The 26,806-nt window shown below is 72.3% G+C and carries 21 protein-coding genes; 8 read left to right on the top strand and 13 right to left on the bottom strand.

What is annotated here, in order from left to right; genetic code table 11:
- Positions 1-270 precede the first annotated feature (270 nt).
- On the top strand, positions 271-1,086 hold the full coding sequence (gene ddaH / locus VAB18032_RS24865) for a dimethylargininase (protein ID WP_013735691.1): 816 nt from the start codon (positions 271-273) through the stop codon (positions 1,084-1,086).
- On the top strand, positions 1,083-2,297 hold the full coding sequence (gene rocD / locus VAB18032_RS24870; protein ID WP_013735692.1) for an ornithine--oxo-acid transaminase: 1,215 nt from the start codon (positions 1,083-1,085) through the stop codon (positions 2,295-2,297). The genes ddaH and rocD overlap by 4 nt, the downstream gene beginning before the upstream one ends.
- Positions 2,298-2,360: 63 nt before the next feature.
- Here the strand turns inward: rocD and VAB18032_RS24875 are convergent, their stop codons facing one another.
- Positions 2,361-3,509, bottom strand: coding sequence for an FHA domain-containing protein (locus VAB18032_RS24875; RefSeq protein ID WP_013735693.1), 1,149 nt, complete (start codon positions 3,507-3,509; stop codon positions 2,361-2,363).
- Complete coding sequence (locus VAB18032_RS24880; protein ID WP_013735694.1) at positions 3,506-3,799, bottom strand: 4a-hydroxytetrahydrobiopterin dehydratase; 294 nt, start codon at positions 3,797-3,799, stop codon at positions 3,506-3,508. The genes VAB18032_RS24875 and VAB18032_RS24880 overlap by 4 nt, the downstream gene beginning before the upstream one ends.
- 116 nt (positions 3,800-3,915) lie before the next feature.
- Here VAB18032_RS24880 and VAB18032_RS24885 point away from each other — a divergent pair, with 116 nt between their 5' ends.
- A complete protein-coding gene (locus tag VAB18032_RS24885; RefSeq protein ID WP_013735695.1) occupies positions 3,916-4,686 on the top strand; it encodes a hypothetical protein in 771 nt (256 codons plus the stop codon).
- 13 nt (positions 4,687-4,699) lie between these two features.
- Here the strand turns inward: VAB18032_RS24885 and VAB18032_RS24890 are convergent, their stop codons facing one another.
- Genes VAB18032_RS24890 through VAB18032_RS24905 form a run of 4 tightly spaced genes read right to left on the bottom strand, consistent with a single transcriptional unit; the run spans position 4,700 to position 10,445 of the window.
- Entirely contained in the window at positions 4,700-8,221 is a 3,522-nt protein-coding gene (locus VAB18032_RS24890; protein WP_043721808.1) for an SCO7613 C-terminal domain-containing membrane protein, read from the bottom strand.
- Positions 8,222-8,268: 47 nt separating this feature from the next.
- Positions 8,269-8,589: a divalent-cation tolerance protein CutA gene (cutA, locus tag VAB18032_RS24895; RefSeq protein ID WP_013735697.1), complete on the bottom strand. Its 321-nt coding sequence runs from the start codon at positions 8,587-8,589 to the stop codon at positions 8,269-8,271.
- A gap of 9 nt (positions 8,590-8,598) precedes the next feature.
- Positions 8,599-9,615: a 1-acyl-sn-glycerol-3-phosphate acyltransferase gene (locus tag VAB18032_RS24900; RefSeq protein ID WP_013735698.1), complete on the bottom strand. Its 1,017-nt coding sequence runs from the start codon at positions 9,613-9,615 to the stop codon at positions 8,599-8,601.
- On the bottom strand, positions 9,615-10,445 hold the full coding sequence (locus tag VAB18032_RS24905; RefSeq protein ID WP_013735699.1) for a patatin-like phospholipase family protein: 831 nt from the start codon (positions 10,443-10,445) through the stop codon (positions 9,615-9,617). The genes VAB18032_RS24900 and VAB18032_RS24905 overlap by 1 nt, the downstream gene beginning before the upstream one ends.
- A gap of 135 nt (positions 10,446-10,580) precedes the next feature.
- Here VAB18032_RS24905 and VAB18032_RS24910 point away from each other — a divergent pair, with 135 nt between their 5' ends.
- On the top strand, positions 10,581-12,158 hold the full coding sequence (locus VAB18032_RS24910; RefSeq protein ID WP_013735700.1) for a serine/threonine-protein kinase: 1,578 nt from the start codon (positions 10,581-10,583) through the stop codon (positions 12,156-12,158).
- Between the two features lie 9 nt (positions 12,159-12,167).
- Here the strand turns inward: VAB18032_RS24910 and VAB18032_RS24915 are convergent, their stop codons facing one another.
- From VAB18032_RS24915 to VAB18032_RS24945, 7 genes are all read right to left on the bottom strand, one after another.
- Entirely contained in the window at positions 12,168-13,229 is a 1,062-nt protein-coding gene (locus VAB18032_RS24915) for a glycosyltransferase family 4 protein (RefSeq protein ID WP_013735701.1), read from the bottom strand.
- Between the two features lie 156 nt (positions 13,230-13,385).
- Positions 13,386-14,060, bottom strand: a complete 675-nt coding sequence (locus VAB18032_RS24920) for a BON domain-containing protein (RefSeq protein ID WP_013735702.1) — start codon at positions 14,058-14,060, stop codon at positions 13,386-13,388.
- Between the two features lie 214 nt (positions 14,061-14,274).
- Positions 14,275-15,915, bottom strand: coding sequence for a trypsin-like peptidase domain-containing protein (locus VAB18032_RS24925; protein ID WP_013735703.1), 1,641 nt, complete (start codon positions 15,913-15,915; stop codon positions 14,275-14,277).
- A 62-nt stretch (positions 15,916-15,977) separates the two neighbouring features.
- The gene (locus VAB18032_RS24930; protein ID WP_013735704.1) at positions 15,978-17,531 is read right to left on the bottom strand and encodes a HAMP domain-containing sensor histidine kinase; all 1,554 of its coding nucleotides are present in this window, start codon (positions 17,529-17,531) and stop codon (positions 15,978-15,980) included.
- Entirely contained in the window at positions 17,528-18,229 is a 702-nt protein-coding gene (locus VAB18032_RS24935) for a response regulator transcription factor (RefSeq protein ID WP_043725686.1), read from the bottom strand. Before VAB18032_RS24935 ends, VAB18032_RS24930 begins: the two co-directional genes overlap by 4 nt.
- 67 nt (positions 18,230-18,296) lie before the next feature.
- Entirely contained in the window at positions 18,297-19,235 is a 939-nt protein-coding gene (locus VAB18032_RS24940; RefSeq protein ID WP_013735706.1) for a lysophospholipid acyltransferase family protein, read from the bottom strand.
- Complete coding sequence (locus tag VAB18032_RS24945; RefSeq protein WP_043721815.1) at positions 19,232-19,996, bottom strand: GNAT family N-acetyltransferase; 765 nt, start codon at positions 19,994-19,996, stop codon at positions 19,232-19,234. Before VAB18032_RS24945 ends, VAB18032_RS24940 begins: the two co-directional genes overlap by 4 nt.
- 166 nt (positions 19,997-20,162) lie before the next feature.
- Here VAB18032_RS24945 and VAB18032_RS24950 point away from each other — a divergent pair, with 166 nt between their 5' ends.
- The 4 genes from VAB18032_RS24950 (at position 20,163) to VAB18032_RS24965 (ending at position 26,756) form a co-directional block, all read left to right on the top strand.
- A complete protein-coding gene (locus tag VAB18032_RS24950; RefSeq protein WP_013735708.1) occupies positions 20,163-20,813 on the top strand; it encodes a hypothetical protein in 651 nt (216 codons plus the stop codon).
- A 143-nt stretch (positions 20,814-20,956) separates the two neighbouring features.
- Positions 20,957-21,892: an ABC transporter ATP-binding protein gene (locus VAB18032_RS24955; RefSeq protein ID WP_013735709.1), complete on the top strand. Its 936-nt coding sequence runs from the start codon at positions 20,957-20,959 to the stop codon at positions 21,890-21,892.
- Positions 21,889-22,704 (top strand): ABC transporter permease, encoded by an 816-nt coding sequence (locus tag VAB18032_RS24960; protein ID WP_013735710.1) that lies wholly within the window; start codon positions 21,889-21,891, stop codon positions 22,702-22,704. The genes VAB18032_RS24955 and VAB18032_RS24960 overlap by 4 nt, the downstream gene beginning before the upstream one ends.
- A 281-nt stretch (positions 22,705-22,985) precedes the next feature.
- Positions 22,986-26,756, top strand: coding sequence for a multifunctional oxoglutarate decarboxylase/oxoglutarate dehydrogenase thiamine pyrophosphate-binding subunit/dihydrolipoyllysine-residue succinyltransferase subunit (locus VAB18032_RS24965; protein ID WP_013735711.1), 3,771 nt, complete (start codon positions 22,986-22,988; stop codon positions 26,754-26,756).
- The last annotated feature ends 50 nt before the right edge of the window (positions 26,757-26,806 follow it).

Genomic DNA, 26,806 nt, shown 5'->3' on the forward strand with positions numbered 1-26,806 from the left:
CGCCGAAACGGCGGTCTCCCACCCACCCGACACCCCACAACGCCGAAACGGCGGCGCCGCCGAGCGCGCGGACATCGGGCAGGGAAGTCGATCACGTAGTCGGCGCAATGATCAGCCGTCGTCAGGTCTTCAGACGCAACGATCTGCTGCCTTCTGCAAGGGTCTGCGGTGGATTATGCGGGTCGGGGGCGCATACGGTTGAGCCACGCGCCAGCCCGTGGGCCGCCGGTGGTCAGGGCGCGCGGAGACCCTGGGAGCAGGACAATGACGATGGACGCCACCCGCCAGCACTTCCTGATGTGCCGGCCGACGTACTTCGCCGTCGACTACGCGATCAACCCGTGGATGGACCCGACCGCCCCCGTCGACACCGATCTCGCCGTCCGGCAGTGGGAGCGGCTGCGTCAGGTGTACCGGGACCTGGGGCACACCGTTGAGGAGGTCACTCCGGTGCCGGGTCTGCCGGACATGGTCTTCGCCGCCAACGGCGGCACCGTGATCGACGGTAAGGCGATGGCGGTGCAGTTCCGCGACCCGCAGCGCGCCGACGAGGCCCCCGCCTACCGTGCCTGGTTCGAGCAAGCCGGCTTCGAGATGTACGACCCGAAGCACGTCAACGAGGGCGAGGGCGACATCCTGCTGGCCGGCGACCACCTGCTCGCCGGCACCGGATTCCGTACCGCACACGCCTCGCACGCCCAGTTGCAGGAGGTCTTCGGCTACCCGGTGATCACCATGCAGTTGGTCGACCCACGCTTCTACCACCTGGACACCGCGTTGACCGTGCTCGACGAGCGGACCGTGGCGTACCTGCCGGAGGCGTTCTCCCCCGGCAGCCAGGCCGTGCTGCGTCGACTCTTCCCGGACGCGGTGCACGCCACCATGGCCGACGCCGAGGTGCTCGGCCTCAACGCGGTGAGCGACGGCCGGCACGTGGTGCTGCCCGAGCAGGCCACCGACCTGGCCGCGAAGCTGCGTGAGCGGGGCTACCAGACCATCGGCGTCGACCTGTCCGAGCTGCGTAAGGCCGGCGGTGGCCCGAAGTGCTGCACGTTGCGACTCCGTCAGGGAAAGGCAAGCCGATGATCGAGGACATGCTGCGGACCCCCGCCGCGGTGCAGGACGCGGAGCGCCACACCGCGCACAACTACCACCCGCTGCCGGTGGTGATCTCCTCCGCCGAGGGTGCCTGGGTCACCGACGTGGACGGTCGGCGCTACCTGGACTGCCTGGCCGGCTACTCCGCGCTGAACTTCGGCCACCGTCACCCGGCGTTGATCGCCGCCGCGCACGCCCAGCTCGACAAGCTGACGTTGACCAGCCGGGCGTTCATCCACGACCAGTTCGCCGACTTCTGCCGGGAGCTGGCCGCGTTGTGCGGCAAGGACCTGGTGCTGCCGATGAACACCGGGGCCGAGGCGGTGGAGACCGGCATCAAGGTGGCCCGCAAGTGGGGCTACCAGGTCAAGGGCGTACCCGCCGGTCAGGCCACCATCGTGGTCGCGGAGGGCAACTTCCACGGGCGTACGACCACCATCGTGAGCTTCTCCACCGACGACGACGCCCGCGCGGACTTCGGGCCGTACACCCCGGGCTTCAGGATCGTCCCGTACGGCGACCTGACCGCGTTGGCCGAGGCGGTCGACGAGACCACTGTCGCGGTGCTGCTGGAGCCGATCCAGGGCGAGCAGGGTGTGGTGGTGCCGCCGGCCGGCTACCTGCCGGGGGTGCGCCAGCTCTGCACCGAGCGCAACGTGCTGTTCATCGCCGACGAGATCCAGTCGGGTCTGGGGCGTACCGGGGCCACGTTCGCCTGCGAGCAGGAGGGCGTCGTACCGGACATGTACCTGCTGGGCAAGGCGCTCGGCGGCGGCATCGTGCCGGTCTCCGCGGTGGCGGCCGACGCCGACGTGCTGGGCGTGCTGCGGCCCGGCCAGCACGGCTCCACCTTCGGCGGCAACCCGCTCGCCTGCGCGGTGGCCACCGAGGTGGTCCGGTTGCTGGCCACCGGCGAGTTCCAGCGCCGCTCGACCGAGTTGGGCGAGCGGCTGCACGCCGGGCTGCACGCCCTGATCGGCAAGGGCCTGGTCGCCGTACGCGGTCGGGGTCTGTGGGCCGGACTGGACATCGACCCGGCGCTGATGAGCGGCCGGGAGGCGTGCGAGCGCCTGATGGAGCGTGGCGTGCTGGCCAAGGACACCCACGGCTCGACGATCCGGCTCGCCCCGCCGCTGACGATCACCGCCGAGGAGATCGACCACGCGGTCGCACAGCTGGCGGCGGTACTGGCCGGCTGAGCAGCCGTACCGACGCGGGTGGGCGCCAGGTCCCGGGCGCCCACCCGCGTCACGGCGTCGGGTTCAGCGGGGCAGGCGCATCGCCATCGTCGGGGCCTCGGACATCACCGAGTCGGGGTTGTACGGCGCACCCGACGGCAGGTCGGCCGGCCGGCCGATCTGCACCCCCGGGTACAGCTCCACCATGTCGCCGCCGGCCAGCACCCGGGACTGTTGCGGGGCCAGCGGGATGCGGTCCGCGTCGGCCAGCGACCCGGCCGGCCGGATGCCGGAGCCGTTGGTGCTCACGTCGGTGACCATCACGTCGCTGCCACGCAGCTCCAACCGCAGGTGGCTGCGGCTGATCCAGCGGCGGGCCTCGTCGTTGAGCCACTGCCCGAGCATGATGCCGCCGCTGCCCTCCGGGGCCCGGCCGACCAGCACCGGCTGATCCTCGGTGAGCGCGAATCGACGCCGGATCAGGCCACCGACGCGCACCGCGAGGACCTCGCTGCGCGGCCGGGGGCCGGCGTCGCGCAGCCGGCTGCCGTGCCGGGGGCAGGTCGGCACGCCGTTGCGCAGCGACGGTGGCGGCTGACCGGTCGGCGCCCGGTCCACCCGGGCCAGGTCGGCGAAGGCGCCACCGCCGCCACCTCCCCCGAACAGGTTGCAGCCCGACTCCGAGCAGCGCCATTCGCGGGCGAGCAGCTGCGCCGCAGCCGGCGAGGGCGGCCCGGCCACCGGTGTGTGACCGCCACCGACGTGGGCGATGAACACCGGTCCGCCGGCACCCGGCACCGGGGCGAGCACCCGACCGGGCTGCTCGACCAGCCAGGGGAACCGCCCGCGCAGGCCGTCGAAGCGCACCCGGCTGAGCACCGGCAGGCCGAGCAGGTCGGCCACCTCCAGCATCCGGTCCCCGGGGTTGTCGAGCACCTCGACCAGGCCGTCGTCGGCCCAGCGGCGGACCACCATCCGCTCGTTGGAGGTCAGGTCGGCGTCGGAGAGCACCCCCCGGTGCACCACCGCGTAGACCGGGACGTTGTCCTCCTCCAGGCTGCGCGCCAGCGCGTCGATGACCATGCCGAGGCGCAACGTGCTGGCCGGACGTCCGCCGTCGAGGTCCTGGTAACGGATGATCTCGGCCAGGTCGACCACCGCGCGGGCCAACTGCGGATCGGTGCAGACCCGCCCCTCGATGGCGTCCAGCACCTTGCTGATCTCGAACCTCATCGGGTGCCTCCCACGATCTCGTCGATCCGCCGAGCCAGCTCGATGTCCCGCCGGGTGACGCCGCCCGCCGAGTGGGTCACGCAGCGGAAGGTCACGGTGCGCCAGCGGATGTCGATGTCCGGGTGGTGATCCAGCTCCTCGGCCGTGGCGGCGACCCGGTCGACCAGCCCGATGGCGTCCGGAAAGCTGGCCAGCTCCACGGTACGGGTGATCCCGGCCGGGTCCTGTGACCACCCTGCCAGCCCACCCAGCTCGTCTCGTACCGCCTCAGCGGTGAGCACCTCTGCCATGGCCAGACCCTACCGTTGACCGCCAGCACGGCGTCGACCAACAACTCCGCCGGCCCTCACCCCTACACTGACCGCCGGATCAGACGATGGTCGCCGGCCGGACATGGAGACACATCATGCGCAACCGCACGCTGGCGACCGTGTGTACGGCACTCGCGCTGGTGCCCCTCTGCCTGTCCGGTTGTGCTCCCGCTGCGCCGGCACCTCCGGCTGCGACGGTCACCAGCCTGCCGCCCGACCCACGCGCGGTACTGGTCGCCGCAGCCGAGCTGACCAGACAGACCACCTCGACGATGACCATGGGCAGGACCAGTCTGTCGCTGCTCTTCACCGCCACCGCAGTGGTGGACCCCGCGGCCGGCGACTTCGCCGTCACCGCCGAGGTGACCGCCGACGGCAAGGTGACCCGATGGGCGATGACCGCCGTGAACGACAGCGCGTTCCTTCGCTTCGATGACCTGTGGGATGGCCGCTGGCTGCGGATGCCCTCAGCGGATGTCCTGACGACCATCGGCCTGGACATCATGCCGAATGGCGATCCGGGAGAGATTGGCAAGCTTGTGGGACAGATCGTCGAGGTACGACGCGAGGCGCCCGGACACTTTTCGGGCACGCTCGACCTCACCCACACCTCGTCCGTCGCGCTGACCGAGCTGCCGGAATCGACGGCCGAAACGCTCCGGTCGCTGCCCTTCAAAGCGCAGATTGATGCCGAGGGGCGACTGATCGAACTGACCCTGCGCCTGAGCGACGTCGACATGAGCCTCGGCGCCGTAACGGTCGCCTTCGGCGATTTCGGCGCCACGCCGGATATCACTCCGCCCGCCGCCGCTGAGGTGATGGACGCCCCGAAGGACCTGACCGAGCACCTCTCCCAACTCAACTGACCCTGCCGCCCACTCAGCTCATGCGGCTGACCGTGGCGCGGAGGCGGAGCAGGTCGCGGCGACGGCGCTCGTAGGTGGTGGCGAGGGCGATCAGGGCCAGTCCTGCGGTGCCCAGGTAGGCCCACCGGGGCAGCAGGTCCCAGCTGCGTACCAGCTCGTGCACGGCGAGCACGGCCAGCGTCGACCCACCGAGCACCACCGGCGCCTGCCAGCGTCGGATCGCCCCGAGCAGCGTCACGGCGAGCGCGGCCGCGCCGAGCAGCAACCGCCGCCACGGTTGCGGGTCCGCGCCGAACAGCACGGCGGCCAGGCTGGGCAACAGCACCGCGGCCAGACCGGGGCCGAGCGCGAGCCAGCTGGTCAACCCCGGTCGGGTACGCAACACCACCGTGCCCGCGCCGAGCGCCAACACCGCGAACGGCACGGTGTACGCCTCCAGCACCGTCACCCCACCGGACCCCAGCAGCAGCCAGACTGCGAGCAGGACGTTGCCGGCGGAGATCGCGGCGAAGACCCACCGCCGCGCGGTCGACTCGCCCCGGCGCAGCAGCCGCAGCCCGACCGCGACGGCCCAGAGCACGCAGACCGTGGCGGCGTGCCGAGCCGCACCGATGGTGAGCAGGATCCCGACCAGCGCCACCGCCTGCGCGGCCGCGTCCAGCACCCGACCCGACAGCGCCGAGATACCGGAAACGATCGCGGCCAGGGCGAGTGCGACGGCGGCCACGCCGAGCACCGCGAAGGCCGCCACCCGCAGTGGCTGCCCGGCGGCCAGCGAGGCGGTGATGGCGAGACCGGTCGCCGCCGCGACCGCGACCAGCCAGCCGGCCAGCCGCACCAGATGCCGCCGGGCGGCCACCCCCGCCACGGTCGCCGCCACCACCAGCAGACCCAGCCCGGCGAGCGTCCCGGCCCGGGTGGCCTGGAGGTTGAGCAGTCCCGCCCCGATCAGCACCAGCCCCACCGGCACGCCGACCGCCACGAACGGGGCGTCCACCGGCCGCACCGCGATGACCAGCAGCAGGGCGACGCCGCCGAACAGCGCTGCGGTCGGCACCACCGGCCAGGGTGCCCGGGCGGCCACCAGCAGCACCGGCCCGGCCAGCGCCACGAATGGCAGCACCGCCGCCGCCAGACGCCACCTGCCGCCGGCCCGACCGGTCGGCCAGGTCGCCAGTACCGCCGCCAGAGCCAGCACCGACAGGGCCACTCCCACCGGCACCGCGCCCACCACCGACCGGGCCGCCGGTGCGCCGGACCAGATGGCGGGCGGTGGACCGTACGGGGTCACCAGCGCGGTCAGCGCCACCGGGACAGCGGCCAGCACCGCCACGGCGGCCAGCCCGACACCCGCCACCGACAACGCCACCGCGGGACGGGACCGGAACCCGGCCAGCGCGACAAGCAGCGCCGTACCGGCCGCGTAGAGGGTCAACGGTTCGTCACCAGGTACGGCGACCGACACGAGCCCGGTCAGGGTCGCCGCCACGGCGAACCCGGTCGAGGCGTACGCCCGCAGGTCGGTCCAGTGTGTCCGGAGGGCGACCAGCGCGACCGCCGGCAGTACGAGGGCGGCCAGTGCCGCCCGGGACTGCCACCAGGGCGGTGCACCGGCGCCGATCAGCGCGACCGCCGCACCGGCCGGCACCACGAGCACCGCCGCGAGCAGCGCGAACCCGGCCACCACACGTTGCTCGGGCCCGCCCCGGCGACCCACCGCGGCCACGCCGAGGCCGGCGACCAGCACCACCGTGCACGCCGCACCGGCCCCCGCCGGGCCGGCCAGGCCGACCAGCAGCCCGTGCCCGAGCAGCACGGCGCCGGCCAGTGCCGAGGCCAGCACCGTCGCCCGGCCCACCGGGCGGGCCACCGACACCGCCAGCAGCGCCACCGCGACCAGCAGGTCGACAGCGACCACGACCGGCCACGGTGCGGCCCAGGCCGCCGGCAGGGCGAGCGTCGTGGCGGCGACGCCGATCACCGCGATCGCCGGCTGGGCCACCCGGGGCAGCAGCCAGGCCAGCGTCGCCACGGTCAACGCCAACGCGACAGGCAACTGCCAGCCCCAGGGGTAGTCCGGCCCGGCCGTGGCCCCCCGCCACGGCGGCAACGAGCGGCCCACCGTCGCGCCCGCCAGCACCACCGCCCACAACGTGGTGAGCGTCGCCGTGGCGGCGGCCACCAGCACGGCACCGATCCGGGGACCGGGCTGCCAGCCAGCGGGAAGCAGGCGTACCGCACCGGCCAGCAGCGCCACCACCAGGGCCGCCGCCACCAGCACCACCGACCCGCGCAGCTCCCCGACCGGGCGGATCAGCGCCAGGGCGAGCACCGGCACCAGCGCACCGGCCGTCACCGCCCGCGCAACCGCACCGCCGAGCAGCAGCGCCGCACCGAGCAGGGCCAGCGCCACCAGCAGCATCGGTACGCCGGCCAGCACCGCCATCCCGCCGGCCCGGCCGACGAGCAGCGGCACCAACGCACAGCCCGCGGCGAGCAGCAGCGCCACGGCGTACCCGGCACCGGCGGTCACCTGGCCGGCGATCCGTACCGCCGAGGTCGTCGTGGCCCCCTCGCCCGCGACGTCCCTCGGCCGCCGCAGCGCGACAAGCACCGCCAGGTCGGCCAGCGCCACCCCGACGAAGACCACCGCCAGCCCGCCCGGCCCGAGCCGGGCCTCGGCGACGGCCAGCGGCAGCACCGGCTGCCCGGCCAGCAGTGCGGCGAACCACGGCACGGTCAGCCGGCTGAGCCGGGCGTACCCGGCGGCCAGGGCGGCGCTGACGGCCGCGACCACTGCCGCGTACAGGCTGCCCGGCCAGGCGGTCACCCCGAACAGGTCCACCGACCAGGCGGCGTACCCGTCGAGCACCACCAGCAAGAGCCCGACGGCGGCGAACGTCTCGGCGGTGCCCCGCAGCCCGCGCCAGCGCGCCACAAGCGGCACGGCGAGCAGCAGCAGGGTGAGCGCCAGCAGGATCAGCGCCCGGCCGGTGACGCCCACCGACGCCCAGGCCACCGCCGTGAACACCGTCGCCGCGGTGCCCAGCAGCAGTCCACCCAGGACGAACAGCAACCCCTGCACGGTACGGGTCGAGGCCTCCGCCCCACCCGGCCGCGCCGCCGGGTCGACCGGCGTCATGCCAGGCCACCCGCCCGACCCCGCCCCACCTGGCCCGACCGGCGGCATCCCGCCCGGCCCGGCCGGCAGCGCCCCGCCCGGCCCGGCCGGCACCGCGACCGGTTTCGCAGCGGGCGGCACCGCCCCGGCCAGGCTGCCCGCAGGGGTCGGCGTCGGGAACTCGGTGCGGATCGCGGCGGCCAACTCGGCGCGGCGTCGCTGCGCCGTCAGGAGCCGACCGGCCAACCCTTCGTACGTCGCCCGCGCCTGTCGCGTCGCAGCGCCGAGTTCGACGATCTCACGGTCGAGTCGGATCACCTCGGCGGCGGCCGGGTACGGCGGCCGGCCGCATCCGGAGCAGCCCGAGGCGAGGTTCGCCGGCGCACCACACGCCGGGCAGGGGTAGCCAGTCACGCAGTCATCCTTGACCCGCGCGGCCAGCCGCACCAGAGTCCGGATACTCAGGGACGGGTGTGCTCGAACACCCAGGCGGCGTACTCAGGGTGACCGCAGTACACCTGACTGACCAGAATCTCCGGCACCTCGTACGGATGGCTGGCGCGAATCTGCTCCACCAGGGCGCTGACCCGGTCCGGTGCGGTCTTGAACTGCACCGACCATTCGGTGCTGGTCTCCACCCCGCCCCGCCACCAGTACGTGCTCTCCACCTGACCGCCCACCTGTGCGCAGGCCGCCTGCCGTCCGGCCACCGCAGCGGCGGCCAGCAGGTCCGCGACCGAACGCGCGTCGACCACCGTCGTCACCACGCTGATCTGGTCCATTCACGAACCCTACGCGGCACCGTCGCGATTGGCGGCGATCCACGCGTCTATCCGACTCCACCAGTCGTACAACCAGTCGATTCGCTGTTGCCGCCCGGCCGGGATCTCCTCCGGCGGCACCGACCAGAAGCGCATCACCAACTGCTTGTCCATCGGCAGTTCCCGCCACACGTCGGCGACGGTGAGCATCTTGTCCAGCCCGGTGTGCGCCACGAAGATGACCCCCGCGTCCGGCGCGGCATCCAGCGCCGCCAACAGCCCACCGGGCTGCGGGGCGAGCACGTGCCGCATGGCCTCCGCCTTCACCGCCATCCGGTGGTGTCCCCGGTCCCGCAGCCGTTCGATGGCCCGCAGTCGACGCCTCGGGGTGAAGTTGCCGCCCTCGGGAAAGATCACGAAGGCGTCGTCGTCATCCAGCCCGGTGGCCAGATGGCCGACCTGTTCGCTGATCGTCCCCCGACCGTCCTGTCCGGGCGCGATGAAACGGCTCGGCAGCCGGTTGAGCAGCACGTCGATCGCCGGATCCCACTGCAGGGTGTCCTTGAGGACGATGCGTGGCTCCCGCTGGAACCAGTTCACCAGGGCGTGGATCAGGATGAACGAGTCACCTGGCCCGGCGTGCCGGCTGACGACCAGTTCGGGACGGCCCGGCAGGGCGGTGTCCGGGTCGGTGCCGACCACCTCGATGCTCAGCCGCAGCGCCCACCGGGCCTGCCAGAAGAACACCCGCAGGAACCAGCCCGCCAGCACGTAGTGGGCGCGTTGGAAGGCGGGCGAGTTCACCCGGGCGCCGAACCCGCTGGCCACCCAGAGCGCGAACAGGCAGACCAGCGCCGCCGCGTCCCAGAGCAGGTAGAAGCAGCCGATCCAGAGCAGTCGCAGCGGGCGTAGCCGCCCGGGCACGAACGGCGAGACGGCCAGCGCGAGCAGGGCCCAGAACGGCACCGTGATCACCAGCAGCACGGCCAGCAGCACCGCACCGGGCGCCAGCAACAGCCGGCGCAGCCACCTGGGCGGAAGCGGCATCAGCGCTCCAGGTTCGCCAGGTAGTGCCGGGACGCCGCGTACGCGCGGCTGATCCGCCGGCCGACCGCCGCCATGTCCCGGTACGCCCACGGGGTGTCGTCGCGCGGCTCCAGGCCGCCGGTCGGCAGCACGTGCACCTCCACCCCGTCGGGCAGGGCGGCCATCTCCCGGGCGAACCGGTGCCGGCGGGCGATTTCGAACGCGACCTGGGCGATCTCCCAGGGCCGCCGGGGCGGGGTCAGCGCCCGCTCGATCCGGCCCACCTGGAGTACGAAGATGCGGGTGGCCCCGGCCGCGACCGCCTCGCCGATCGGGATCGAGTTGACGATCCCGCCGTCGACGTAGTGCTGGTCCCCGATGCGTGCCGGCGGCAGCAACCCGGGCACCGAGGCCGACGCGAGCACGGCGGGCACCACGGGGCCGCTGACGAACCAGTGCTCGGCGGCCCGCTCGATGTTCGCCGCACAGCAGCGGAAGGGCACCAACAGGTCGGCGAAGGTGGTCTCCGCGCCCAGTTCGTTCTCCAGCAGCTTGCGCAACGGTCGGGGCGAGTGCAGATGGGTACGGGCGGCGAAGCGTCGCAGCTGTCGGGCGACCGAGTCGCCGTACACCTCGCTGGCCTCCGGCGAGGCCCAGAGCCGAACCAGCCGGTCGGTGACCGCCTCGGACGGGTCGGCGGCGACCAGGGCACCGTTGACCGCGCCGATCGACGTACCCAGCACCAGGTCCGGCCGAATCCGCGCCCGGAACAGCGCCCGCAACATGCCCACCTCGACCGCGCCCAGCACACCCCCGCCGCCGAGCACGAACGCCACCGGTCCCCGTGCCATGCCGTTCATCCTGGCACGCCCGGACCGCACCCCGTTCACCCTGGTACGGAAGCCGGTGCCGGTCCAAGACCGTTGACAGCGCAGCAACATTCGCGCAACCTGATACCGCTCCCCGCTACGAGGCAGGTGCAAAACGTGAAGCCAGCACTGCAGCCCGGTCGGTTGCTGGCCACCCGATACCGGCTGATCGACCAGATCGGTGCCGGTGGCATGTCGGTCATCTGGCGGGCCCACGACGAGGTTCTCGACCGGGTGGTGGCGCTGAAGGTGCTCGCCCCGTCGCTGGCCGCCGACGCCCGGTTCCGCGACATGGTCCGGGAGGAGGCACGAGCCGCCGCGCAGCTCGTCCATCCACACGTGACATCGGTCCACGACTACGGCGAGACCGTGTCGCCGGACGGCACCATCACCTCGTTCGTGGTGATGGAACTACTCTCCGGTGAGGAACTGGAGTTCCGGCTCACCGAGGGTCCGCTGCCCTGGCCGGAGGCGGTGGAGATCGCCGCGCAGGTCGCCGACGCACTCGCCGCCGCACACCGGCTCGGCATCGTGCACCGGGACGTCACCACGGCCAACGTGATGATGACCCAGGTCGGGGCGAAGGTGCTCGACTTCGGCATCGCGACCCGCATCGGCGCCCCCGACGAGGACGAGGACGGCGCCACCTTCGGCACCCCCGCCTACGTCGCCCCGGAGCGGCTCGACGGAGCACCCGCGCAGCCGGCCACCGACGTCTACTCGCTCGGTGTGCTGCTGCACGAGACGTTGACCGGCCGGGTGCCGTACCCGGCGGAGACCTGGGAGGAGCTGAGCGCGGCGCTGGCCGACCGCCCGCCACCCACGCTCACCGAGGTGCCCGGGCTACCGCCGGTGGTGGCCCAGATCTGCCTGCGCTGCCTGTCCCGCGACCCGGCCGACCGGCCCACGGCCCGCCAGGTCGCCACCGTGCTGCGCGAGCAGATGCTGCCCGCCGATCCGCAGGCGATCACGATGCTCGCCCCGACGGTCACCCTGCCCGCGGTCACGCCACCGCCGCCCGCCGGATCCGCCCACGGCGGTGCCGGGTCCGGTCCGGCGGCCGTCGACGCGTCGGCCGCGGCAGCGGCCACCGGGGCGCCGGTCGTCGGCGTACCGGAGGCGGGCAGCTTCACCACGGACGCCCAGGCCCCCCGCGCCGGCGACGAGCCGAGCAACGGTCGGTCGTGGCTGCGTCCGGTCCTCGCGGTCCTGGTGCTGCTCTTCGGGGCGGCGCTGGTGGTGCCGGCGTTGTGGCCGAAGAACAGCGAGCCACCCGCCGCGCTGCCGACCACCGAGCCGACCGAGTCCCCCGAGCCGACCACCACGCCCACCGAGAGCGCCCAGCCGCAGCCGTCGCCGCCACCGGCGTCGAGCCCTGCCGCACCACCCCCACCGACGGTCGCACCGCCCACGCAAACCACCGGGGACACGCTGGTCGAGGCGGCGAGCCGGCTCGAAGAACTGATCGGCTCCGGGCTCGCCGACGGCGGCATCCGCGAGGACGTCGGCCTCGACCTGCGCAACGAGGTACGCAATCTGACCCGTGCGGTCAGCCTCGGTGAGGGTGAACTCGGCCCCGGGGTGGCCCGGCTGCGCGAGAAGGTGGCCACCCGGCTCCGGGAGGAAGGGCTGAGCCCGGCGTACGCCCGGCAGTTGGACGCGGCGATCACCGCGCTGAGTGCGGCGCGGGTCTGACCGGGCGGTTCAGCCCGGGGTGATCCGCGCTGGTTCCCGCATCGCCGACCGCGGCGTCGCCGCCACCAGGAACCGGCGGTACACCTCCTCGTAGCCGGCCGCCATCCGCTCGATGGAGAAGGTCCGCGCGACGTGGGCCACGCAGTCCGCCGGGTCGAGGTGCGGTGCTTCGGCCAGTGCCGCCGGCAACTCCTCGGGTCGCTCGCAGATCAGCCCGGTCACGCCCGGCTGGACCAGTTCCGGCACCGCCCCCCGGTTCAACGCCACCACCGGCGTACCGGTGGCCATCGCCTCCAGCATCACGATGCCGAACGGCTCCTCCCACTGGATCGGCATGATCAGGCAACGGGCCTCCACCAGCAGCCGCAGTACGGCTTCCCGGTCCGCGTCGAGCACGACGGTGACATCCGGTCCGAGCATCGGCACGATGACCTCGTGGTAGTAACGCCGCTCGGCGGGCTCGTTGCACTTGCCGGCCAGCACCAGCGGCAGTCCCGCCGCCCGGCACGCCTCGATGGCCAGTTCCGGCCCCTTGTCCGGGCTGAACCGGGCAAGCCACAGCACCGCCCCGTGACTGGGTCGCTGCTTGCGCGGGAAGTCGCCGATGTCCATCGCGTTGTGCACCGTGCCGACCCATGGCAGGCGCGGGTTCAGCCGACGTTGGGCGTGCGAGATGGCCACCAGACCGACACCCCGGTCGGTGTCACTGAGCACGGTGCCGTACTCCCCCACCGGGTTGCCGTGCACGGTCGCCAGCGTGGGTACGTCGCGCCGCCCCGCGACCAGGGGACCGATCGTGCTGTGGTCGTGGACCAGGTCGAAGTCGGCCGCGCTGAGCAGATGGTTCACCCGGGCCAGATGGGCCAGTTCGGGCAGCGACTCACCGAGCCGGTCGTACTGCAACTCGTCCAGGGTGGCCAGGAAATCGCCAGTGGTGCCGTGTTCGCCACCGGCACCCATCAACGTCACCTCGTGTCCCCGGTCGACAAGCGCGTCCACCAGGCTGGCCACCACCTGTTCCAACCCGCCGTAGCCGGGTGGCGGCACCGACAGCCAGGGTGGCACCACCATCGCTATCCGCAACTGGCGCTCGCCCGCACCGTGGTTGTGGGACACGAGTCCTCCCCGTCGGTCTGTGGCGTCGGCCCGGTCCGCCGTACTCCGCGGGCCGGGGGGTCGAAGCGGTTTCCCGTTTCCGGGTAACGGCAAACCGGACACGACCGGTGCTCAGCCGCCCACCAGCAGCTCGTTGCGTACCGCGCAGACGCCCTCGGCCGACCAGGCAACCCGGTCCGCCTGATCCCGTTCCCACCAGGTACGCACCACCCCGCGGAGGGTCACCGTGTCGCCGTGCACCTCGACCGTCACCCGCTCGGTGCCGATGCCGCGCAGCAACGCCCGCTGCAGGTCGCGGCGGGTCCGGTCGGCGTCCGGGCGGGCGGAGGGCCGAACCTCGACCAGGTTGGTCACCCCGCGTACGCCCCGGATGCGGCGTAGCTCCCGTTCGGCGGTACGCCGCTGCCAGCCGAACTCCACCTCGCCGCGCAGCATGATCCAACCGTTGGCGACGGTGAGGTCCAGCCGCTGTGCCGGCACGAAGCTGTTCCACTCCAGCGCCCGGCCGGCCGCGATGGCCAGCGCGCCGTCGGTGACGGGGACCGGTCCGACCGGGATCACCTCGATGTCGTCGGCGACCGCCCGTACGCCACGGACGCGCTGCGCGCCGCGTACCGCTGCCCACCTGCGCGCCGCCCCGTCCACCTGGCCGGTAAGGGTCACCACGCCGTCGTGCACGGTGACGCCGATGTCGGTCGAGAGGACGCGCGGGTCCCAGCTGAGTTCATCGAGGACGTCCCGCTGGATCTGGTCGTCGGTCCGTACGGCGGACGCGGTGGCGGTCATGTCACCCCCATGGCTCTGCGGTCTTCTCCACGAACGCTGCCCGCACCCGGGGTGAGCCGGGCTCACCCGATTCGGGTGAAGACAGCACTCGGGTGAAGACAGCCAGTCGGGTGAAGACAGCAGTCGGGGTGGGGGCGAAAGGAAGGGCGGCGGGTGCCGCGACCAACCCCCTTGGCCGCGCCACCCGCCGCCCGGTAGGGAGGCAGGTCTGTGACTATGACGCTTCGGCGAGCGTCACGGTTGCCGTCGCCTCGGCACCATTCCGTTGGAAGGTCACCTCGACCTGGTCACCGACCTTGCCGGCCTGTACGGCACCGACGAGGTCGTTCGAGTCATTGATCACCTTGTCGCCGAACCGGGTGATCACGTCACCGCGTTCCAGCCCGGCCCGCTCGGCCGCGCTGCCCGGCGTGACGGCGTTGATCAGCGCCCCGCCGTCGCTGGTGCCGGTCACGCTCACCCCGAGCGACGGGTGACTGATCTTCTCACGCCGCTGAAGCTTGTCTGCAATGTCCTTCGCCTTGTTGCTCGGGATGGCGAAGCCGACGCCGATGTTGCCGGTGTTGCCCTGCCCGGCGGTGGCGATCGCGGTGTTGATGCCGATCACCTCGCCGCGGGTGTTGACCAGGGCGCCGCCCGAGTTGCCGGGGTTGATCGGCGCGTCGGTCTGGAGCAGCCCGGAGATCGAGCTGACCGCCTGACCGGGCAGCCGGTCACCGCTGCCGGCCTGGATGGTGCGGTCCCGGGCGCTGAGGATGCCGGCGGTCACCGAGCCCTGGAGGCCGAGCGGGCTGCCCAGGGCGAGCACCTGGTCGCCGACCTGCATCGCGTCGCTGTCGCCGAAGGTGGCGGCCTTGAGGTCGCTCACCCCGTTGGCCTTCAACACCGCGAGGTCGGTACGCGGGTCGGTGCCGATGACGTCCGCCTGGGCGTTGGTGCCGTTGGCGAAGATCACCCGTACGGTGTCACCGCCCTCGGCGATCACGTGGTTGTTGGTCAGCACGTACCCGTCGGCGGTGAGCACCACGCCGGAGCCCTCGCCGCTGCCGGTGGTGATCGACACCACGCTGTCCTGCACCGCCGCGGCGATGCGCGGCAGATCAGCACCGTCGATCACGGGAGCGGCGGAGAAGGTGCGGGTGACCGTGCCGCCATCGCTCAGTGCCAGGGCGAGCGTGCCGCCGGCGATACCGCTGCCGAGCATCAGCGCGAACACCGCGACGCCGGCACCGACGAACTTGGCGATCCGGCCCGGCCGGGGCCCGGCGACGGACTGCTGCGGTGCCGCCCACGGCGGCAGCTGGCCGGGGTAACCGGCCGTCTGCGCGCCCGGCTGTCCGGGGTAACCGGCCGACGGCTGGCCGGGGTAGCCGGGGTGCCCACCCGGCGAGGGCTGCTGCGACCCGGCCCAGCCGGACTGGCCCGGGTACCAGGGCGCAGCGGGATAACGCGACCCGGGCTGGTACGGCTGCGAGCCGGCCGGACCCCAGGGATGCTGGCCGGCGACCGGCTGTCCCTGCGGCGCGGGCTGACCGGGAGCCTGCGGTGCAGGCTGATCGGGGGCCTGTGCGGGCTGACCCGGAGCCGGGCTGGACGGGCCGGTCTGCGGCGGTGGGGGCATGCCGGCGACGGGCAGGCCCACCATGGTCGGCTCGGCGTCCTGGTTGCCGGCGGGAGACGTCTCGACGGCATGGACCGGGATGGTCGGGGACTCGGCGGTGGGATCGGCGCTGCTGCCGACCACCGGCTCGGTCGGGGAGTCGGACCGCGCGTATTCGGCGCGGGGCAGCTCGGGATGCGACGGCTCGGCGTCGGTGGGGGCCGGCCGGCGCGGGTCGGACTCGTACTCGGTCATGTCCCCACCTTCTCCCATCGCTCTGCGTTCCGCCTTAGCCTGGCCTGAGCGTTCGCTGAAAGTCACTCGGGCTCGCCGTCGATGTCCGGGGCGAGCGGCAGTCGGACCCGGAAGGTAGCACCTCCGCCCGGTGTGTCGGTCACCTCCACGGTGCCCTGGTGCACGGTCACCAGCGCGGCGACGATGGCCAGGCCGAGCCCGGTGCCGGTGATTCCGCCCACCCGTCGGGTCCGCGAGGCGTCCGCCCGGTAGAAGCGCTCGAAGACCCGCTCCGCCTGGTCCGGGGTGAGTCCCGGGCCGGTGTCGGCCACTTCGATCACCGCCAGGTTGCCCGGTTCGGAGCGCAGTCGCAGCGTCACGGACGCCTCCGGCGGCGTGTGCCGCAGCGCGTTGGTCATCAGGTTGCCGATCACCTGCCGCAGCCGCGCGTCGTCGCCGCGGACCACCAACGGCCCCGAACCGGGCGCGATGTCCAGCTCGATCCGCCGATCCGGCGCCATCGCCCGGGCCGCGGCCACCGAATCGGCGGCCAGCACCGGCAGCTCGACCGGGGCGAGGGAGAGCGGACGCTCACGGTCCAGCCGGGCCAGCAGCAGCAGGTCCTCGACCAGCAGGCCCATCCGGGCGGCCTCGTCCTCGATGCGACGCAACAGGTCAGCGGTCTGCTCGGGGGCGCGGCCGGCACCCTGCCGGTACAGCTCGGCGAAGCCGCGGATGGTGGTCAGCGGCGTACGCAACTCGTGTGAGGCGTCCGCGACGAACTGCCGCATCCGTTCCTCGGATCGGCGGGCCCGGGCCTCGGAGGCGCGGGCCGCCTCGGCGGCGTCCCGGGCCGCGGCCTCGGCCGAGCGGGCGGCGCTCTCCGAGGCGGCACGGGCGGTGAAGGCCATCTCGATCTGGCTGAGCATCGCGTTCAACGCCCGGGAGAGCCGACCCAGTTCCGAGGTGGGGCAGGGTTGCCCGTGCTCCGGGTCGGGGACCCGGCGGCTGAGGTCACCACCGGCGATGGCGGCGGCGGTGCGTTCGATCTCCACAAGGGGTTTCAGGCTGGTCCGGACGATCGCCGCGCCGATGGAGGCCAGCAGGATCAACACCGCCCCACCGACAAGTACGTCTATCCAGACCAGCCGGGTGACCGCCCGATCGACGTCGATGAGGTGCTGGGCGACCGCGACCCGCTGTCCGTTGGGCAGTTGGGTGTAGAGAACCCGCCAGCGCACCTCGCTGCCCTGGGCCCGGGCGGTGCGCGGCTCGCCGGCCAGGTGATCGAATCCGGCCGCGTCGTTGGGGAAGCGGGGCAGGTCGGCGGTGGTGAAGCGCCGTTTGTCGAAGAAGACCCAGTCGGCGGCGCCGGTACGCGGGTCGGTGGTGGCCAGCAGGTAGTCGGTGGGGATCTGCGCCTCGGGCTGCTCCAGGGCCGCCACCTGCTCGATGTTGCGGGTGGCGGTGGCCAGCTCCGAATCCACCTCGCCGACCAGGTAGCTGCGCAGGAAGAACGTGGTCAGCGAGCTGATCACCAGCAGCGCGGCGGCGACCAGGGCGAGGACGGCCGCGACCAGCTTGACCCGCAGCGGTACCGCGCGCAGCCGGCTCTTGCCCTGCTGGAGCGCGTTCACGCCGCCGGCTTGCGGAGCACGTAACCGACCCCACGCAGGGTGTGGATCAGCCGGGGCTCGACGTTGTCGACCTTGCGCCGCAGGTACGAGATGTACGACTCGACGATGTTGTCGTCACCCCGGAAGTCGTAGTTCCACACGTGGTCGAGGATCTGTGCCTTGGACAGCACCCGGTTGGCGTTGAGCATCAGGTAGCGCAGCAGCTTGAACTCGGTCGGCGAGAGCTGGACCCGCTGGCCGGCCCGGTAGACCTCGTGGGTCTCCTCGTCCAGTTCGAGGTCGGCGAAGGTGAGCCGGGCCGGTGCCTGCTCACCGGTGCTGGTGCGGCGCAGCACCGCGCGGATCCGGGCGGTCAGCTCCTCCAGGCTGAACGGCTTGGTGACGTAGTCGTCGCCGCCCAGGGTCAGGCCACGGATCTTGTCGTCGGTGGCGTCGCGGGCGGTGAGGAAGACCACCGGCGTACGGGTGCCGCCCTCGCGCATCATCCGGATCACTTCGAAGCCGTCGAGATCGGGCAGCATCACGTCGAGCACCACCAGGTCGGGCCGGTGGTCACGGGCCGCGTTGAGCGCCGCGCTGCCGCTGGTGGCGGTGGCCACGTCGAAACCCGCGAAGCGCAGGCTCGCGGAGAGCAGTTCGAGGATGTTGGGGTCGTCCTCGACGACGAGCAGTCGCGCCTCGGTCTGGGTAGCCGCCATGCCGCCCATCATCCGCGTCATCGCTGCGCCTGCGCTGGGCGGTACCTGAAAAAAGCCTGTGCACTGCTCAGGCTGCCAGGGACAACCCTCGACCGGACGGATCGGCCGGCAACCGGGCCGGTGTCGGACGGTGTGCCGCCGGCACCGGGTCGACCGTGCGGGGCGGCGCTCCCGCCGCGGCCGGCACCAGGTGGACGGCGGATTCGGCGACCCGGGCCAGGGCTCGGCGGTCGGTGTCGCGGCCCGGGTGCAGCGCTGCGCCGATCTCGACGGTGACCTGCAGGTGCCGGGCGGCCAGCAGCCGGCGTACCGAGCGCAGCAGGGTCTCGTCGCCGATGAAGGCCCCGACACTCGTCGAGGTGCCCGTCGTGGCGTCGCGGTAGCCGATGCGTACCGGCACCACGGGGGCCGCGGCGTCGATCGCGGCCTGGAACATCGCCGGCCGGAAGCCGGTGACCGGCCGGCACCCGGTCTGCCGGCCGCACCAGGTGGTGCCCTCCGGGAACACCGCGACGGTCCGTCCGGCGCGCAGCGCGGCCGCGACCCGGGCCACGGCCGCCGGCAGGTTGCGGGGGCGGGACCGGTCCACGAAGAGGGTGCCCGCGGCGCGGACCAGCAGGCCGATCAGCGGCCAGCGGCCCACCTCCCGCTTGGCCACCAGTCGGGCCGGCGCGACCGCGAGGATCGCCAGGACGTCCCACCACGAGACGTGGTTGGCCACCACCAGCGCCCGACGCCGGGGCAGCCTGCCCCGAACAGTCAGCCGTACGCCGCAGGCCCGCGCCGTCGCCCGCGCCCAGCCACGGGTCGCGGCGTGCGGCTCCCGGGCGGGCAGCACCGGCAGCACCGCCGCCAGCCCGATGCCGAGCCCGAGCATCCCGAGCAGGGCCACGGCCCGCCCCAGTTGCCGGGCCGGCGGCACGGTCGGTGCGTGTCCGGGTAGCGGCAGGCAGTCCGGACCACAGCCGGAGACCGGCCGCCACAGCGGGTGCGCCGCCGTGCTCACGGCTGTCCGCCGAGGAAGTGTCGCAGGTAGCGGGGGTTCATCCGGTCCATGGACAGCAGTACGTAGAAGTCGGCGGCCCCGAAGTCCGGGTCGTACGCCGGCTCGCCGCAGATCCAGGCGCCGAGCCGCAGGTACCCGCGCAGCAGTGGGGGGACCAGCCGGGCCGTTGCGGCCACCGGCTCCTGCGGTACGCCCGGTTCGGCGAACCAGGGTCGCAGCGGGCGCACCCGCAGCGGCGGCGGTGCCAGGTGCCGGGCCCGGGCCTGGGCCCACACCTCGGCGGCGGCGAGGCCACCGTCGGCCACCGGCGTCGAGGCGCAGCCGCCGAGCCACCGCAGGTTGCGCAGGTGCAGGTAGCGGGTGATGCCGGCCCACATCAGGTTGATCACCGCTCCGTTGCGGTGGTCCGGGTGTACGCAGGAGCGCCCCGCCTCCACCAGATGGGCGCGCAACGGGTCGAGTGCGGTCAGGTCGAACTCACCCTCGGCGTAGCGGCGAACGGTCCGGCCCGGCGGCAGCAGCCGGTACGTCCCGACCACCTCCCCGGTGCTCTCCTGCCGTACGAGCAGGTGGTCGCAGTAGGGGTCGAAGGCGTCCCGGTCCAGACCGGTCGGGTCCGTGATTCCGGTGGCACCCAGTTCAGCGGCGAACACCTGGTGACGCAGGCGTTGCGCGGCCTCGACCTGGTCGTGGTCGTCGGCGAGGGAAAGGGCGTAGCCGCTGGTGGTCAGAGTCACCTGCGCGGCGGGTAGCGCGGCCATGCCCACTGTGTAGCGCCCGGCGGGTTGCCGGCCCTGGTGGATGGCGGTGTCGATCCGGTGAACGCCGGTCGGCGATCGGGCGCTGGCCCACCTCCGCCGCCCCGGCGCGGGTCGTGCGAGGCTGCCCGGGTGGCCGACGACCGGCCGGTACGGCGGGAGGAATCCGATGATCATCGAGGCGCGGTTCAACGGACCGCCCGGCACGGGCAACGGCGGCTGGAGTGCGGGCGTCTTCGCCACCGCGTACGGCGGGCAGCGCCCGGTCGAGGTGACGTTGCGCCGACCGCCGCCGCTGGACACCCCGCTGACGTTGACCGATGACCAGGTGCACGACCCGGACGGGGAGGTGATCGCCCAACTCCGTCCGGCTGAGGAGCTCGACGACGTCGTGCCGCCGGTCGATCCGGCGACCGCGCGGGCCGCCTCGGCGGCGTACCCCGGCCTGACCGACCACCCGTTTCCCGGCTGCTACGTCTGCGGGCCGCAGCGCCTCGACGGGCTTCGGATCTTCCCCGGGCGGCTGCCCGACGGCCGGACCGCGGCACCGTTCCAGGCACCCGCGCAGGTGAGCGTCGCCACGGTCTGGGCCGCCCTGGACTGCCCCGGCGGCTGGGCGGTGATCGAGGCCGGTCGACCGTACGTGCTGGGCCGGATCGCGGCCCACGTCGAGGCGCTGCCCCGGCCCGGCGACGAGTGTGTGGTGACCGGCGCGGTGGTGGAAGCCATGGGGCGTAAGGCGTTGGTGCGCACCAGCCTGTACGGGCCGGACGGCGCCCTGCTCGGTCACGCCCGCGCCACCTGGATCGGCCGCCAGTAAAGACTGTCGATCCCGTCGTCCCTGGGGATGAGGCGACTCCTGCCTGGGGCGGATGGCGATCTCCGGAGTGCGCCCGATTGATTTGGTTGACCGCTACCGTCACGCTGTGCAACGGCGCATCTCGGCGCCACGGGAGGAGAATGATGTCCGACGGGCAGTCACGCCCCACCAATGACGCGCAGATCGTGGTTTCCGGCCTGACCAAGCAGTACCGCAACGTGCTGGCGGTCAACAACCTGTCGTTCACGGTCGCGCCGGGCCGGGTCACCGGCTTCCTCGGGCCGAACGGCGCGGGTAAGACCACTACGCTGCGCATGCTGCTGAACCTGGTCACCCCGTCCGCCGGTACCGCGACCATCGGCGGACGCCGGTACCCGGAGTTGACCGAGCCGCTGCGGCACGTCGGTGCGGTGCTGGAGGCGTCCAGCGCGCACAAGGGCCGTACCGGGATCAACCACCTGCGGGTGATCTGCGCCGCGGCCGGGCTGCCCCGGCAGCGGGCCGACGAGGCGCTCGCGCTGGTCGGCCTGACCCCGGCGGCGAAGCGCAAGTTCAAGGGCTACTCACTCGGCATGAAGCAGCGTCTCGGCATCGCCGCGGCGATGCTCGGTGACCCGCGGGTGCTGATCCTCGACGAGCCGGCCAACGGTCTGGACCCGGAGGGCATCCGGTGGATGCGCGGGTTCCTCAAGGCGTTGGCCGCCGAGGGTCGTACGGTGCTGGTCTCCAGCCACCTGCTGTCGGAGATGCAGTTGCTCGCCGACGACGTGGTGATCATCGCGGCGGGTCAGCTGGTCCGGCAGGGTCCGGTCGAGCAGGTGATCGGTTCGATGGCGCAGAGCATCCGGGTCCGGGTGCGTACCCCGCAGGCGGAGGCGCTGACCACGGCGCTGGCCGACGGGCCGGCCACGGTGCAGACCGACGAGCACGGCGTGCTGCTGATCGGCGGGGTGGACGCCCCGACGGTGGGCCGGGTGGCGTTGACCGCCGGTGTCGAGCTGCACGAGCTGACCACCGAACGACCCGACCTGGAACGCGTGTTCCTGGAGCTGACGGCTGGAAAGGCGGGCATTCGATGAGCAACCTGGTCCGCTCCGAACTGCTCAAGATCCGCACGACCAGCACCTGGTGGTGGCTGGCCATCGGGGCGCTCCTGTCGATCGCGATGGCCTTCCCGCTCAACGCCTGGCTGTTCAACACGACGGTCGACGGCGGCGGCGAGGAGCTGGGGGTCACCGGCGACGCCGCGTCCGCTCCGGCCCAGGCGGCCAACCTCTACACCTCCGGCCAGTACCTGGGCCTGCTGTTCGTGATGCTGATCGGCATCCTGATGGTCACCAACGAGTTCTTCCACCAGACCGCGACCACGACCTTCCTGGCCACCCCGCGGCGCTCCGCGGTGATCGTCAGCAAGCTGATCGCGGCGAGCCTGCTCGGTTTCGCGTTCTGGCTGGTCACCACGGTGATCGACCTCGGTGCCGGGGCCGCCTTCCTGGCCCTCAACGACCACGGCACCCTGCTCGGCGAGTGGGAGGTCCAACGGGCGCTGCTGCTCAACCTGATGGCGTACGCCATCTGGACCGTGCTCGGCGTCGGCATCGGCACCCTGATCACCAACCAGCTGGGCGCGGTGATCACCGCCTCGGTGCTCTACCTGATCGGCACCCAGGTCATCGGCGTGCTCTTCCTGCTGCTGTCGAGCTGGCTGGACAGCATGGCCGTGCTCAAGTGGCAGGTGATCTGGCCGGCTGCCGCGTCCCAGATCATGATCACGCCGGGCGAGAGCGAGATGTTCCCGCCCTGGTGGGTGGGCGCGCTCGTGCTTGTCGGTTACGCGCTGGCCAGCGGCATCGTCGGCCTGCTGCTCACCCGGCGGCGCGACATCTCCTGACGCTCACGGGTGCGACCCACCCGTCTCAGCGGTCCCACGATGGGCCCGGTGCACCGGCGAACGGTCGGACAACCGGGCCCATCAGGCCGTTACCGTCAGCAACTGGACACGCGGGGCCAACTGAACTTCTAGCATCTTCTGTGAATCGGGCCACGCGGCGGAGGCGGAAATGCCTTGGCGATCGGCACGGCGTAGCCTGGGATCCGTCCTCTGCGCCCGTCCCGGCGCTGGCGGACGACCGCGTGACACACAAACCCGCGTGAAAGAGGCGATTACCGGCCGTGTCGACCCAGCAGACTTCGCAGGAGAACCCACTGGCGGGTTTCGGCCCGAACGAGTGGGTCGTCGAGGAGATGTATCAGCGCTACCTCGCCGACCCCAGCAGCGTCGACCCGGCCTGGCACGACTTCTTCGCCGACTACCGGCCCGGGCCGGGTGCGGCCAAGGGCGACGGTGAGGGCGCCGGCCGGTCGACGAGCGCCGCCGAGCCTGCCCGCAAGGAGTCGGCCCCGGCCAAGGCCGCGACCGCCACCAGGACCGAGCCCGCCAAGGCCGAGCCGGCCGTCAAGACCGAGCCCGCCAAGACCGAGTCGCGTACCGCGCCGGCGAAGACTGCGCCGGTCAAGGCCCAGCCCCGGACCGAGCCGGCGAAGGCGCCGGCCAAGACCGCCCCGGCGAAGACCGCGCCGACCGCCACCGGTCCGCAGACCACCCCGTTGCGCGGCGTGGCCGCCAAGATCGTCCAGAACATGGACGCCTCGCTGGCCGTGCCGACCGCGACCAGCGTGCGCGCCGTCCCGGCGAAGCTGCTGGTGGACAACCGGATCGTGATCAACAACCACCTGGCCCGGGGCCGCGGTGGCAAGGTCAGCTTCACCCACCTGGTCGGGTACGCCCTGGTCCGGGCGCTGGTCGCGCACCCGGAGATGAACAACTCCTACGCCCAGGTCGACGGCAAGCCGACGATGGTCAGCCCGGAGCACGTCAACCTGGGCATCGCCATCGACCTGGCCAAGCCGGACGGCAGCCGCAACCTGGTGGTCCCCTCCATCAAGGGCTGCGAGCAGATGGACTTCCGGCAGTTCTGGCAGGCGTACGAGGACGTGGTCCGGCGCGCCCGCCGCAACGAGCTGACCATGGACGACTACTCCGGCACCACGATCTCGCTGACCAACCCGGGCGGCATCGGCACCGTGCACTCGATGCCGCGCCTGATGCAGGGCCAGAGCGCGATCATCGGGGTCGGCGCGATGGAGTACCCGGCGCCGTACCAGGGCATGAGCGAGGCCACCCTGGCCGAGCTGGCGGTCAGCAAGGTCATCACGCTGACCAGCACGTACGACCACCGGATCATCCAGGGCGCGCAGTCCGGCGAGTTCCTCAAGGTCATGCACGAGCTGCTCCTCGGCGAGCACGGCTTCTACGACCAGATCTTCACCTCGCTGCGCATCCCGTACGAGCCGGTGCGCTGGATGCGCGACGTCGCGGTCGACAGCGAAGGCCAGATCAACAAGACCGCCCGGGTGCACGAGCTGATCCACTCCTACCGGGTCCGCGGTCACCTGATGGCCGACACCGATCCGCTGGAGTTCAAGATCCGCAAGCACCCGGATCTGGACGTGCTCCAGCACGGGCTGACCCTGTGGGACCTGGACCGCACCTTCCCGGTCAACGGCTTCGCTGGCAAGCAGCGGATGAAGCTGCGCTCGATCCTGGGCGTGCTGCGGGACTCGTACTGCCGGCGGGTCGGCATCGAGTACATGCACATCCAGGACCCGGCCGAGCGTCGCTGGATCCAGGAGCGGGTCGAGCGCAAGTACGAGAAGCCGCCGGCCGACGAGCAGAAGCACGTACTCAACCGGCTCAACGCGGCCGAGGCCTTCGAGACCTTCCTGCAGACCAAGTACGTCGGCCAGAAGCGCTTCTCGCTGGAGGGCGGCGAGTCGCTGATCCCGCTGCTCGGCGAGGTCCTGGAGTCCGCCGCCGAGGGTGGCCTGGACGAGGTCGTCATCGGCATGGCCCACCGGGGCCGGCTCAACGTGCTGGCCAACATCGTCGGCAAGCCGTACGAGAAGATCTTCTCGGAGTTCGAGGGGCACCTGGACCCACGCTCCACGCAGGGCTCCGGCGACGTGAAGTACCACCTCGGCCAGAGCGGCAAGTTCACCACCCCCGACGGCGACCACTCGGTCAAGGTCTCCGTGGTGGCGAACCCGTCGCACCTGGAGGCGGTCGACCCGGTGCTGGAGGGCATAGTCCGGGCCAAGCAGGACCGCATCGACCTCAAGCTGGAGGGCTACACCGTGCTGCCGCTGGCGGTGCACGGTGACGCCGCCTTCGCCGGTCAGGGTGTGGTGGCCGAGACGCTCAACCTCTCCCAGCTGCGCGGCTACCGCACCGGCGGAACGGTCCACGTGGTGGTCAACAACCAGGTGGGCTTCACCACCGCGCCGGAGTACAGCCGCTCCAGCCTCTACAGCACCGACGTGGCCCGGATGATCCAGGCGCCGATCTTCCACGTCAACGGCGACGACCCCGAGGCCGTGGTCCGGGTCGCCCGACTGGCCTTCGAGTACCGGCAGACGTTCAACAAGGACGTCGTGATCGACATGGTCTGCTACCGGCGGCGCGGGCACAACGAGGGCGACGACCCCTCGATGTCCAACCCCCAGATGTACAAGATCATTGATTCGAAGCGCTCGGTCCGCAAGCTCTACACCGAGGAGCTGATCGGCCGCGGCGACATCACCGTGGAAGACGCGGAGGAGCTGCTGCGCGACTACCAGTCCCAGCTGGAGCGGGTCTTCAAGGCCACCCGTGACGCGGCCACCACCCCGCGCCAGCTCAGCCGGCCGCCCCGCGAGGACGAGCCGGAGCCGCAGGTCGACACGGCCACCGACGCGTCGGTGATAAAGGCCATCGGTGAGGCGCACGTCAACCTGCCCGAAGGCTTCACGCCGCACAAGCGGATCCAGCAGCTGCTCGACCGGCGGGCCAAGATGGCCGTCGAGGGCAACATCGACTGGGGTTTCGGCGAGATCATCGCCTTCGGTTCCCTGCTGCACGACGGGGTCACCGTCCGACTGGCCGGGCAGGACTCGCGTCGCGGCACCTTCGTGCAGCGGCACGCCTCCATCGTCGACGCCGAGACCGGCGACGACTACCTGCCGTTGCAGTCGCTCACCGGTGACGGCGAGCGGTCCCGGTTCTTCGTGCACGACTCGCTGCTGTCCGAGTACGCCGCGATGGGCTTCGAGTACGGCTACTCGGTGGAGAACCTCAACGCCCTGGTCTGCTGGGAGGCGCAGTTCGGCGACTTCGTCAACGGCGCCCAGTCGGTGATCGACGAGTTCATCTCCTCCGGTGAGGTGAAGTGGGGTCAACGCTCCGCGGTGACCCTGCTGCTGCCGCACGGCCACGAGGGGCAGGGTCCGGACCACACCTCCGGCCGCCCGGAGCGGTTCCTCCAGCTCTGCGCCGAGGACAACATGCGGGTGGCCATCCCGACCACCCCGGCGAACTACTTCCACCTGCTGCGCCGTCAGGCGCTGTCGCCCAAGCGCAAGCCGCTTGTGGTGTTCACGCCGAAGTCGCTGCTGCGGCACAAGCTCTGCGTCTCCTCGGTGAACGACTTCACCACCGGCACCTTCGCCCCGGTGCTGGCCGACCCGGCCGCTCCGGCGCCGGAGCAGGTCAAGCGGGTGCTGCTCTGCTCGGGCAAGGTCTACTACGACCTGTTCCAGGCCCGGCAGGAGCGCGGCGTCACCGACACCGCGATCATCCGGCTGGAGCAGCTCTACCCGATGCCGGTGGAGGAGATCCGGGCGGCTCTCGCCCAGTACCCGAACGCCGAGGACTTCGCCTGGGTGCAGGAGGAGCCGGCCAACCAGGGTGCCTGGTCGTTCGTGGCGCTCAACCTGCTGGAGCACCTCGACGGCGTACGGCTGCGCCGCATCTCCCGCCCCGCCGCCGCCGCCCCGGCTGTCGGCTCGGCGAAGATGCACGAGGTCGAGCAGGTCGCGCTCCTCGAAGCGGCACTTCCCCGACCCTGACGAGAACCATCCCGGTCCCGTCCCATCTGAAGGTGTGGCGGGACCGGCCG

Source organism: Micromonospora maris AB-18-032 (assembly GCF_000204155.1).
GTDB classification, from domain to species: domain Bacteria; phylum Actinomycetota; class Actinomycetes; order Mycobacteriales; family Micromonosporaceae; genus Micromonospora; species Micromonospora gifhornensis.

What these genes read in the sequence shown, in the direction of transcription:
- ddaH (WP_013735691.1), top strand. Translation starts at nt 271, where the DNA reads ATGGACGCCACCCGCCAGCACTTCCTGATGTGCCGGCCGACGTACTTC.
- rocD (WP_013735692.1), top strand. Translation starts at nt 1,083, where the DNA reads ATGATCGAGGACATGCTGCGGACCCCCGCCGCGGTGCAGGACGCGGAG.
- VAB18032_RS24875 (WP_013735693.1), bottom strand. Translation starts at nt 3,509, where the DNA reads ATGAGGTTCGAGATCAGCAAGGTGCTGGACGCCATCGAGGGGCGGGTC.
- VAB18032_RS24880 (WP_013735694.1), bottom strand. Translation starts at nt 3,799, where the DNA reads ATGGCAGAGGTGCTCACCGCTGAGGCGGTACGAGACGAGCTGGGTGGG.
- VAB18032_RS24885 (WP_013735695.1), top strand. Translation starts at nt 3,916, where the DNA reads ATGCGCAACCGCACGCTGGCGACCGTGTGTACGGCACTCGCGCTGGTG.
- cutA (WP_013735697.1), bottom strand. Translation starts at nt 8,589, where the DNA reads ATGGACCAGATCAGCGTGGTGACGACGGTGGTCGACGCGCGTTCGGTC.
- VAB18032_RS24900 (WP_013735698.1), bottom strand. Translation starts at nt 9,615, where the DNA reads ATGCCGCTTCCGCCCAGGTGGCTGCGCCGGCTGTTGCTGGCGCCCGGT.
- VAB18032_RS24905 (WP_013735699.1), bottom strand. Translation starts at nt 10,445, where the DNA reads ATGGCACGGGGACCGGTGGCGTTCGTGCTCGGCGGCGGGGGTGTGCTG.
- VAB18032_RS24915 (WP_013735701.1), bottom strand. Translation starts at nt 13,229, where the DNA reads ATGGTGGTGCCACCCTGGCTGTCGGTGCCGCCACCCGGCTACGGCGGG.
- VAB18032_RS24920 (WP_013735702.1), bottom strand. Translation starts at nt 14,060, where the DNA reads ATGACCGCCACCGCGTCCGCCGTACGGACCGACGACCAGATCCAGCGG.
- VAB18032_RS24925 (WP_013735703.1), bottom strand. Translation starts at nt 15,915, where the DNA reads ATGACCGAGTACGAGTCCGACCCGCGCCGGCCGGCCCCCACCGACGCC.
- VAB18032_RS24935 (WP_043725686.1), bottom strand. Translation starts at nt 18,229, where the DNA reads ATGGCGGCTACCCAGACCGAGGCGCGACTGCTCGTCGTCGAGGACGAC.
- VAB18032_RS24945 (WP_043721815.1), bottom strand. Translation starts at nt 19,996, where the DNA reads ATGGCCGCGCTACCCGCCGCGCAGGTGACTCTGACCACCAGCGGCTAC.
- VAB18032_RS24950 (WP_013735708.1), top strand. Translation starts at nt 20,163, where the DNA reads ATGATCATCGAGGCGCGGTTCAACGGACCGCCCGGCACGGGCAACGGC.
- VAB18032_RS24955 (WP_013735709.1), top strand. Translation starts at nt 20,957, where the DNA reads ATGTCCGACGGGCAGTCACGCCCCACCAATGACGCGCAGATCGTGGTT.
- VAB18032_RS24960 (WP_013735710.1), top strand. Translation starts at nt 21,889, where the DNA reads ATGAGCAACCTGGTCCGCTCCGAACTGCTCAAGATCCGCACGACCAGC.